Here is a 9,876-nt window from a genome sequence, read left to right as displayed (position 1 = left end):
GAATTTTCAATGGCTTTTTTCTACCCCAAATTGCGAACTTTATTGTACACTATCCAATCTGTACACTTCCGCCCTGGGGCAGGCCGATTCTTTCAAGCAGCCCGCAGCGTCCGCTTATGTTGCGCTTCCAGTATGTTCCGAAGCCGGGAATCCGAAGGACATGGTCTGGAAGCCCGTCGCCGTCCAGGTCCGTCATCCTCACAGAGGCGCCGCTTATAGTGGAGGACGCATTGGCTCCCGCTCCGCCCGCGGCCGTTATGTTTATTGTGCCGATGTAGAAAGGGGGCAGGGGAATGAGGATGTCTATTCCGATGTTCAGGTTCGCCCCGACGCTTCCGCTCAGCCCCACAGTAACACTTGTATTCCAGTCCAGGGAGTTGGAAAAGTTCTCCGCATTGAAGCCGAATATTATTGCAATTTCATATATTTGTTTGACTTAAATATTTATTTTAAACTTTTTTATATTTTATCATATATGTAAGTATATTAGAAATTTTTATTTTTAATGCCTTGTCATCTGAAAATATTTTATTTGCTTGTAATAAAAATTCGTTTATTATAGAACTTCTTTCAAATCCCTGCATAAAAGAGTCGCTAATTACTGATGTGATTAGAATGCTATGAAGAATTTCAATAATATTTTTCATTATTTGATGATTGTTATATTTGTTATTTTTTGCAAGTTCACATAAAATTAAAGCTTCTGTAAATTGCATATGTGCTAAAGTTATAGTATTTCTATAAATGTCTTCATTGTTTAATTGTTTGTTTTCAATTACTTTATTGATTAATGATTCTGCAATAATAATTTTATCTTTTGCCTTTATTATGTATTCTATATTTTGCTTTGTATTAGAAGAAGTGTTTAAATATAACATGATTAACCCTTTTGCATATTGATGGAGAAATTGATAATCATTAGATAATTTTTGATTTAGTTTATCATAAATAGAAATAATTAAGGATAAATTTTCTTTATGTTTATTCACAAAAATTGTATTTATTGAATCAAAAAGAATATATTCTCTATAACTTTCTCGGCTATTCATACTTAAGCCACCTTTTAATTGCATTATTTTTTCTACTAAATATAAATATGCTTCTCTTACCATTTCATGGTTTTCTACATTGTTTGCAAATTGAGTAAGCTCATTTTGTAGCCATAGTTTTGCATTCAATATATACTTATAATTTGATAAATTGTTCGCATCTTTTTCAATTAAAACAGTTTCTATTTCTTCGATAATTTCTGGATATTTTGAATTCAATAGATAACATTCTCTTTCAATTCCAAATTTTACTTGATCGTATAAATATATTTTTTCTTGAGTTATTAATATTATTAAAGTAGCTAATTCTTTAAATGATTCTATTTTTAATTCTTTATCAGAGAATTTTCCCCTGTGCATTTTTTTATGAATATCAATTATGTTATCAATTATTGAGTATTTCTCAAAAAATACAGGTACATTAATTTTGGGGAGTAAATTATTTAAATTTTTTAATTCTTCTCGATTAAAAGAATTTGGAATTCTTATTTTTGAAATATATTTTTCATTTATTTCATGGTTTACTAGTTTTAATTTAACTAAGCCAAGCATATCACTTCTGTTTAGGCTTACATTCATAATAATTTTTAGGTTATTTTGGTGAAGTGTTTCGATTTTATTAAGAATTTCATCAAATTGTTCTCTATTAAGTGCTCCGATATCAAATAATAAAATACAATCTTTTTTTTCAATTAATTTTTTAAATGATGAGTTTCTAATTTTTGTACTAGAGTCAAAATAATAAGTCTTTTTATTTTTTTCATTTTTATAAATTGCCGCTAATAAATATGATTTGCCAGATAAGACACCTCCTTCAAGAAGCATTAAATTTGTGCAATCTAATTTGGATTTTATTTCTGTTAATAATTCTCTCTCTATAAAATTATATGGATAGTTTATAATATTTTTTTTCTTATCATGCAAACGTTTTCCATAATAAAAGTATTCTTTATTATTGTCATTTTGTTTTAATTTATTTATAGGAATATTAGAGAATAATTGTAATTCATCAGTATTAATTTTATTTGATTCTATCCAAATATCATATAATTCTTTGTAAATGATATTAAATTCATTTACAAGTAAAATATCAGTAATGTTGTGGTTTTTTAATTTTTGTCTTTTAGTATAACTTGGCTCCTTTTGGCATATAAAAAATCTTCTGACAGGATGCAATGAGTCATTTGAAAATGGGAGCATTGAAATAGTTAATAAGTCAATTTCATCAGTTAAACTACAACCAATGAAAATAATATTCTGATTTTTAAAATCATTTTCCATTTTTGTTAATAGTGAATAATTATTTTTTATGCTTAATGCATATTGGGATTCTGTAAAAATAAGACATTTGCTATCTGAATAAGTTATTAAATCATTTACATCTCCATGAAGTTTTATAACACATTTGTTTTCAAAAGCGTCATCATACACTTTTCTGTTTGAAATTATTATATTTTTGTATTCGCTATTTTTTTCGATAGCATCATCAATATTTAATGTATAAATATATGGCCATTCTATTTCAAGAAATTGCTTTTTTATGTTGCTTAATTTTACATTGGAAAAGTTGTTTTTATAGAATTTTAATCTACTTTCTTTAGAAATTAGCTCATCGTCCTCATAATATGTGCAAATTTCAGAAAATGATAAACTTTCTATTTCTGGAAAATCATTTTCTGGGATTTGCTTACAATATTTTAACTCTTTAAGCATATGTTCTTTGAATGAAGCTCCAGAAGGAACCGTTCCATTTAATGCAGATTCATTCATAGAAAATCCTGAGCCTATAACAGGAAGTAGCGATTTTGCTCTAAAATAGTTTATTAAGTCTTCTTTTGCGTCTTCAAATTTTAATATATTCATTGTTTGCCCTATTCACAAGAATTTATTTCATAAAATTTTTTATTTGATAATTTTATATCATTTGAATTAACCCAGCCTGCTATCCAAAACTTTTCTATATTACCTAATATATTTTTATCAGAAATCTGAAAAAAAACCCTATAGTATTTATCATTTGTTGTTTTTAATAGTATATATGTATGTGATTCACATTGATAGACTTTATACTTTGCATTGACTTGAGGATGTTCTAGTACGTTTATAGTTTTATTAATTGTATTCCCTATATTTAGAAAGTATACACATTCATCTTCTGTGTTTTTATTGAAGATAGTACCTTCATCAATGACTGTTCTAAAATAGAAATCTCCTCTCCATGAGTTTATATTCTTAGGTATTAAACTATACAAGCCAAATCCGCGATAGTCTTGTACATCATTATACTTTAACACTCCTCTAGTAACTGATGATGCGCTTCCATTGTCAGAAATTGTACAAAGTGCATTAATTTTTGGGCTTTTCTCATAAAAAGTCTCATCATCACAGTCTAGTGTATATTCAGTCCCGCCCATTAGATTATGCAAGCCTAAACTTGAAGAATCTTCCTCAATTTCATAAACTGAATAATTGCTTCTGTTTGTAATCTGCTCTGTGCCTGTTGCTTCTATTATTTTATTATTATTTCCCCATGGAAACAATTTTTTTTCATTACAGAGTGCTGCATATTCCCACTCGGCACTTGTTGGTAATCGACATATTTCTCCATATTTATCTGAATACCATTGGCAATAAGCTACAGCGTCTAAAAATGTAATTTTTGTTGCTGGTGTAATTCCATTATATATTATAGTTGATTTCTTCTCTAGTTCATGTTTAGTCTTGTATCCAGTTTCATTTTTGAATATTAAGAATTGTTCATTTGTTACAAGATACTTTTCTATTTTGTATGTACTTAATTTGACTTTATGTTCTTTCCTAAAATATTCAGGAGCTTTTTCTCCTGATACTCCTGTAAATCCATTATTTTTGGATTTAAAAATGTTATTCCCTATTAAAGCTTCTACTTCTGGTATTTCCAAAAATACTTTTTTTTCATCAGAACTCGCTTTAAAATGAATCATAATAATTAATACTAATATTGTCTTTATATATTTATTAAACATTTTTATTCCTCCAGTTTGTTATTTATTTTTATTAAAATTAATCTATTAAAATTTTCTATGCTGCTATTTTTTAGATTCCGTTTTTCTTGTCCATTTGCATTTTTTGACGTATCATACGCTGTAACTTTTGAAGAATCAGCATTATAATAATTTATATTTACAAAATGAATTGAATCGCCTTCTGTTATTTGACCTATTACTAAGTAAGCATCAGATGATTCTTGTGCATATTTTAAAAGCTTATCTATATCCTCCACATCTTTAAAAGAATTTTTACTATCTATTATCTCTGCATTAACACCAAAGCTGGCTAGGTAATCTTTTAATCCTCCAAAAATCATTCCTTCAGATGATGTTACAGAATTATTGTCAAGCATACTGGTGACTGATGATGGCTTTGGCGTGTCGAAACAGCATCCGAAATCTGCTATAGCAGCATTTACAGCCCTGTTTGATGCTATTAGGCTGCAGCCAGTAGAAGATATGGTTTCATTTGAATCCGGCCATGTGAGATTGTAGTCCTGCATGAATTCCCTTGTGTAATCTCTTTTTGTGTTTACAATGAAGTTTCCATCCGGGTCAGTGTACTTCACTGGGTTGTTCCCTGCGTAATGGTACAGCTGCAAATTCACTGTGTTAAATATTCCTCCCATACCCGGCAGATTCTGGTTGTTTTTCTTTGCCTCGTCATTCATTGGAGCTAAAGGAATATACTCACCCAACGCAGGGTCAGTGCTCAACCACCTTGAGTACCTAGGGTCAAGATACCTAGCTCCATAATAATATAAGCCTGTCTCCTCGTCAATTTCCTTGCCTGTGAACCTGTACGGCAAATACTCAAGCCCTGTGTTGCTCGTTTTTTCTACCCAAGTTTCGCCATACGGAGTGTATTCAATTCTCTGATACTCGTCGCCTTTGTAGTCAGAGATAAGACTTGCAGAGCCTAAATGGTCTGAGTGGTAGTAGTACTGCTTGTAATACTCCTCGTTGTATGTCGGCTCACCGCCGCTGTTGAGCTTTGTTACAATTCGTGTGTCCCCAAGATAGATGTTTTTAGCCGATTGCCCGCCATAAACATTGTTTCCGCTGTCGGTGTGGAGCGTCCACATCTTGTTAAAGTACAGCGTCTCGGAATTCTGCGTATACTTGTTGCTCCGCTGTCCGTCCTGTCCGTAGACGTAGGCTGTGCTGTAATTATCGTCAACAGAACTTACAAGCTGATTGCGCTCGTTCCATTTGTAGGTTCTCTTGTATTTTGCTCTGCCTGCTTTTCCGCTTCCGCCTTTGTCATCTTCCTTGAACAGTCCCCAGCCATAATCTGTCGAGTAAACATCATTGTTTTCCTGGGTTATTTTATGATAAGAAACATCATCGCCGTTGCTCTCAAAACTGCCGTCCTGCTCACAGATGATATTTCCGTTTGAGTCGTACTTGTAGTAACGGTCGCCGGCATTAATCAGGCGGTGCGCGAAATTTTCATCATAGACATAATTGAAGTTGTAGGGGAATGCAAGGGGGGGGGGAAAGCCCATTAAAATCGGTTTGTAAATAATTAATGCTTTAGAAATTCCCCCGCTACTTATAAAGAAATTCCAATAAATACATTTCATTTTTGTTTTATTTTATGAAATATTATAGATGGCTTCTTTTCGTGTTGTATGTCATCTAATGGTTGTGTAAAGTATTCATATAGAATTTCTTCATTCTCAAAAAAATCTTTGAGGGTCTTTACTTGAATATTTTTTATCCCCCATATTTTTGACAAAACAATTCCTCTGTCAGAAGATTTTGTCCATAAGATTTTATTTATTGTTACATATTCTATTCCATCAATTCTCCTTATTCTACTTGACCTTTTATAGAAAGTTAAATCAACAGGAATAGCTTCCAGTATATAGGTGTGTCCATTTAAGGTCAAAACTTCAATATAAAACAAATCGGGCACAAAAGGAAATGGATTTGAGGTTTTGTATACATTTACTTTACTTACATTGTCCAAACTCAACAGTGATGTTTCTATCTTTTCCACAAGTGGTTTATAATATGAGTTATTCATATATTTTTCTTTTTCAACAGAAAATATCATAGACTGTAAGAATACCGCAATAAAAATAAAAAAAACACTTTTTTTTAACGACATAATTACTTTCCTTCCCCAGAATCTTCCAATATCTGATAAACATCCGACTTTTTAATAAAATATTGTTTTCCTTTTGCCAAATCCTTCATTTTTTCTTGAGAAGGATTTCTTTCAATCCAACTACCTGGTTTACTACCGTCCCCGACTTTATACAATCCAGAAGTATCAGTTCTACCTTTCTTTTTCTTATTGGAATCGCCCAAGTTATTGACACACTTAGAAATAGTCCCAGAAATTTCCATATTGCCGTTTTTATCAATTTTTATGTCAACATCAGGAAGTAAAGGTCCATAATCTTGTGTATCCGTAACTTTCAGAATATCTCCTGAACTCTTTATTGCACCATCAACTTTCCCCATATCAATTATGGATACACTTTTCGATTCATAATCAAAATTTTCAACATTTTTACCATTATACGTACTATTTGGAGGTAATATTACATATCCTGCATCTTCTGTTCGTATAAGTATATATTCATTGGAATTATTTTTTACCGAATTTCCATCTGGGTCAGTATACTTCACCGGATTGTTCGCCGCATAATGGTAGAGATTTAAGTTAACGCTGTTGAAAACTCCGCCAAGACCTGGGAGGTTTTGGTTGTAATTCCGTGCTTCTTCTGATGTCGGAGCCATTGGGATGTATTCTCCCAATGCAGGGTCTGTACTTATCCACATAGAATATTTAGGATCCAAATATCTAGCTCCATAATAATAAAGTCCTGTCTCCTCGTCTAGTTCCTTTGCCGTAAATTTATACGGCAAAAACTCCAGGCCTGTGTTTTGAGTCTTCTCAACCCAAGTTTCGCCGTAAGGAGTATATTCAATGCGTTGGTATTCATCACCTTTATAATCAGAAATGAGCGACGCAGAACCAAGGTGGTCAGAGTGGTAGAAATACTGTTTGTAGTATTCCTCCTGGTAGGTCGGATTTTCACCGCTGTTAAGCTTCGTAACAATCCTTGTTTCACCAAGATAGATATTCTTTGCAGTCTGACCGCCGTAAACATTGTTTCCGCTGTCTGTATGCAAAGTCCACATCTTGTTGAAGTAGAGGGTCTCGGAATTCTGTGTGTATTTGTTGGAACGCTGTCCGTCCTGACCGTAAACATAGGCCGTGTTATAGTTTGAATCAACGCTTGAAATAAGCTGATTACGCTCGTTCCATTTGTAGGTGCGACAATATATAGAGCCTTTTACACCGCCGCCTGAGCCATTTTCTTCACTAAACAAGCCCCAGCCATAATCAGTAGAATAAACACCTTCTGCTTCACGGCTAATTTTGTGATAAGCGGTATCATCACTGTTGCTTTCAAAACTGCCGTCCTGTTCGCAGATGATATTGCCGTTTGCGTCATATTTATAATAACGTTCTCCGGCATTAATCAGACGGTGCGCAAAGTTCTCGTCATAGACATAATTGAAGTTGTAGTTCAAATTATCGCCGATAGTTTTATGAGGTGTTACGCTTTCCGTTGACACCTTGCTCGTCATGTTGCCCAAGCCGTCTGTGTTAAACTCAAAGAGCTGGCTGTAATTAGACACAAATTCTGGCGAACTAGACTTGTACGGGTTATATGTAGTCTCGCCGTCAACCTTTATCAGCTGATAAAGGTCATCGTAGCTATATGTCTGGCGTGTTTTGTAATTTCCAGTCACATTATCTAAACAGTTATTTTCATAGCCCAAAACATTTCCAACTGCATCAAAACTATATGAGATGTTCTGGTAACTCTGGCCCCATTTGTTTTGGGTCTTTATGGTATCAAGCCACCTGCGGGCTTGGTCATAGTTGTATTCTGTGAATGTACCGTTGCCGTAGTCTATTCTTGTTCTCTGTCCGTATTCATCGTAAAGAATGTTGGTTACATAATTGAATTCGTGTCCATAATTTGTGCCAGTGACAGACACGACTTGTCCGCCTCTGTCGTAGCCGTATGTGATTTTCTCGCCGTCAGGGTAGGCTATCCACTGCATTCTGCCGAGGTAGTCGCTTCTGTATTCCATTACGGCGGTCTCTGTAGGACTGCTGCCGTTCAGGTGTGTTGCCAGTGTTCTGGTTTCTTTTATAACTTCGCCAAGCTTTCCATACTCGTACTCAAGTGAGCCGCTTGCGTCTGTTACAGACAGAATCCTGTTTGCCGCGCCATGCGTGTCATCCGCGCCTCCGTAGGTATAAACAGTATCTTCCGTGTCGGGGTAGTCGATTTTCACAAGCCGGTTCAGGCCGTCATATTCATATACAATCTGTTTGTTGTTTTCGCGCAGGACGCTGCTGCTCTCGCGCACGAGGTTTGAGCATTCGTCGTAGAAGAATTCCTGCCTGCCAGAGTCCTTGCTTTCAAGGGCGGTTCTGCGACCAAGAAGGTCGTACTCGGCTATGACCGCGTTTCCCTTTGCGTCAAAGGCTTTGAGCATCTCGTTCATCGCGCTGTAGCGGTATGTTGCCTGCGTGAGCAGTTTCCCTTGTACGTCCTTTTTCGCCACGCGGACAATGTTTCCTCTGCTGTCGGTTTCCTGCGCAGACACATTTCCGAGCGGGTCGGTTGTTTCCGCTATTAACCTGTTTTCTTCTATATAAAAGGCGGCTGACTGAACAGAGCCATCGGGCAGGGTGGTCTTAATTTGCCTGTCCTTCTCGTCGTATTCATAAGCGGTAAAAAGACTTGTCATTCTTGGCACGGATTCAAGAAGCGTCTGAATATCCCCTTGTATGAATTCTGTCATACCTTCTTTTATGGTTCTGCCTTTGCTGTCGTATTCCACGGCTCCACTTGCATTCCAGCCCTCAACGCCGTTCACGCATCCTGTTTTTGCCGTTCTGACCGCTCTTCCTAGGCCGTCAATCTGTAATACGGTCTGAATTACGCTTGAATCGTCCGCATCAAATGTGACTTTATTGTTTGTTACGGCATACCACAATTCGTGATGTCCAAAAGAATCATTGTTCGGTGTATTGTATTCATAACTTACCGCAGGAGTTGTGCCCGTGTCGTAACTTGTCCAGATTTCTTTTATTCTCTGCCAGCCATCATATTCATAGCTTAGTTTGTTTCCGTTGCAGTCGGCCTCAGATTTTTTTGTCTGCGTTGGAACATCATAATCTATCTTGCTTTCATAACTGTCCGTGCCCATTCCGCTTTGCGAGACTTCATTGACGAACATATTTTCGTCTTTGTCGTAAGTATAGGACAATGTTGCGCCGCGGCTGTCGGTCGCGGACTTGATGTTTCCGTAGCTGTCGTGGCTGAATTTGTCTACAGAATAATTGTAGGAATCAAAATACCGCCTCAGCTCCGTGAGCCGCCCCCTGCCGTCATAATCTCCCGACCTATGACGCAACAGATTTCCATTTGAATCATAAACTCGTATGTCAACAGGCAGCCCCACAATGTAGTCCGTCGTGTTAGTGTTGTCATAAATGACCTTGCCAAGAAGAATTTCCCCATCACCAAAGTTCTGTTTTATTTCAATACAGTTACCAAAGCCATCGTATTTATATTCTGTCGCTGTGTGGATAAAATCGCTTTCTCCGCTGGACTTTTCGTAAGTCCAAGAATACTCGCATTTGGGTTGTGCATAAGGAGATTCCCTGAGAGTCGTTTCATTCATGCTAAGGACAGCTCCGTCTTTGGCATAAGCGCAACTCTTTTTTAGGCTTCCCTTCGCGTAGTATTCCT

The 9,876-nt window shown here is 35.7% G+C and carries 6 protein-coding genes; all 6 read right to left on the bottom strand.

The features are described from left to right. Positions 1-49: 49 nt before the first annotated feature. On the bottom strand, positions 50-349 hold the full coding sequence (locus tag Q0N70_RS11920; RefSeq protein WP_294017045.1) for a toxin TcdB middle/N-terminal domain-containing protein: 300 nt from the start codon (positions 347-349) through the stop codon (positions 50-52). Positions 350-449: 100 nt separating this feature from the next. Continuing rightward, the gene (locus Q0N70_RS11915) at positions 450-2,912 is read right to left on the bottom strand and encodes an SIR2 family protein (RefSeq protein ID WP_294017043.1); all 2,463 of its coding nucleotides are present in this window, start codon (positions 2,910-2,912) and stop codon (positions 450-452) included. Between the two features lie 8 nt (positions 2,913-2,920). Beyond that, positions 2,921-4,054 (bottom strand): SUMF1/EgtB/PvdO family nonheme iron enzyme, encoded by a 1,134-nt coding sequence (locus Q0N70_RS11910; RefSeq protein WP_294017042.1) that lies wholly within the window; start codon positions 4,052-4,054, stop codon positions 2,921-2,923. Positions 4,055-4,056: 2 nt separating this feature from the next. Then, positions 4,057-5,664, bottom strand: coding sequence for an RHS repeat-associated core domain-containing protein (locus Q0N70_RS11905; RefSeq protein WP_294017040.1), 1,608 nt, complete (start codon positions 5,662-5,664; stop codon positions 4,057-4,059). Further along, a complete protein-coding gene (locus tag Q0N70_RS11900) occupies positions 5,661-6,194 on the bottom strand; it encodes a hypothetical protein (RefSeq protein ID WP_294017038.1) in 534 nt (177 codons plus the stop codon). The genes Q0N70_RS11905 and Q0N70_RS11900 overlap by 4 nt, the downstream gene beginning before the upstream one ends. Before the next feature lie 2 nt (positions 6,195-6,196). Then, on the bottom strand, positions 6,197-9,876 hold a 3,680-nt coding region (locus Q0N70_RS11895), incomplete at its 5' end, for an RHS repeat-associated core domain-containing protein (RefSeq protein WP_294017036.1).

Source organism: uncultured Treponema sp., assembly GCF_945873775.1.
In the GTDB taxonomy this organism is placed as follows: domain Bacteria; phylum Spirochaetota; class Spirochaetia; order Treponematales; family Treponemataceae; genus Treponema_D.
The sequence above is the reverse complement of the archived record's forward strand: the minus strand, read 5'-3'. Positions and strand labels throughout refer to the sequence as shown.

Excerpts from the sequence above, each read along its gene's own strand:
- Q0N70_RS11915 (WP_294017043.1), bottom strand. The coding sequence starts at position 2,912 with ATGAATATATTAAAATTTGAAGACGCAAAAGAAGACTTAATAAACTAT.
- Q0N70_RS11910 (WP_294017042.1), bottom strand. The coding sequence starts at position 4,054 with ATGTTTAATAAATATATAAAGACAATATTAGTATTAATTATTATGATT.
- Q0N70_RS11905 (WP_294017040.1), bottom strand. The coding sequence starts at position 5,664 with ATGAAATGTATTTATTGGAATTTCTTTATAAGTAGCGGGGGAATTTCT.
- Q0N70_RS11900 (WP_294017038.1), bottom strand. The coding sequence starts at position 6,194 with ATGTCGTTAAAAAAAAGTGTTTTTTTTATTTTTATTGCGGTATTCTTA.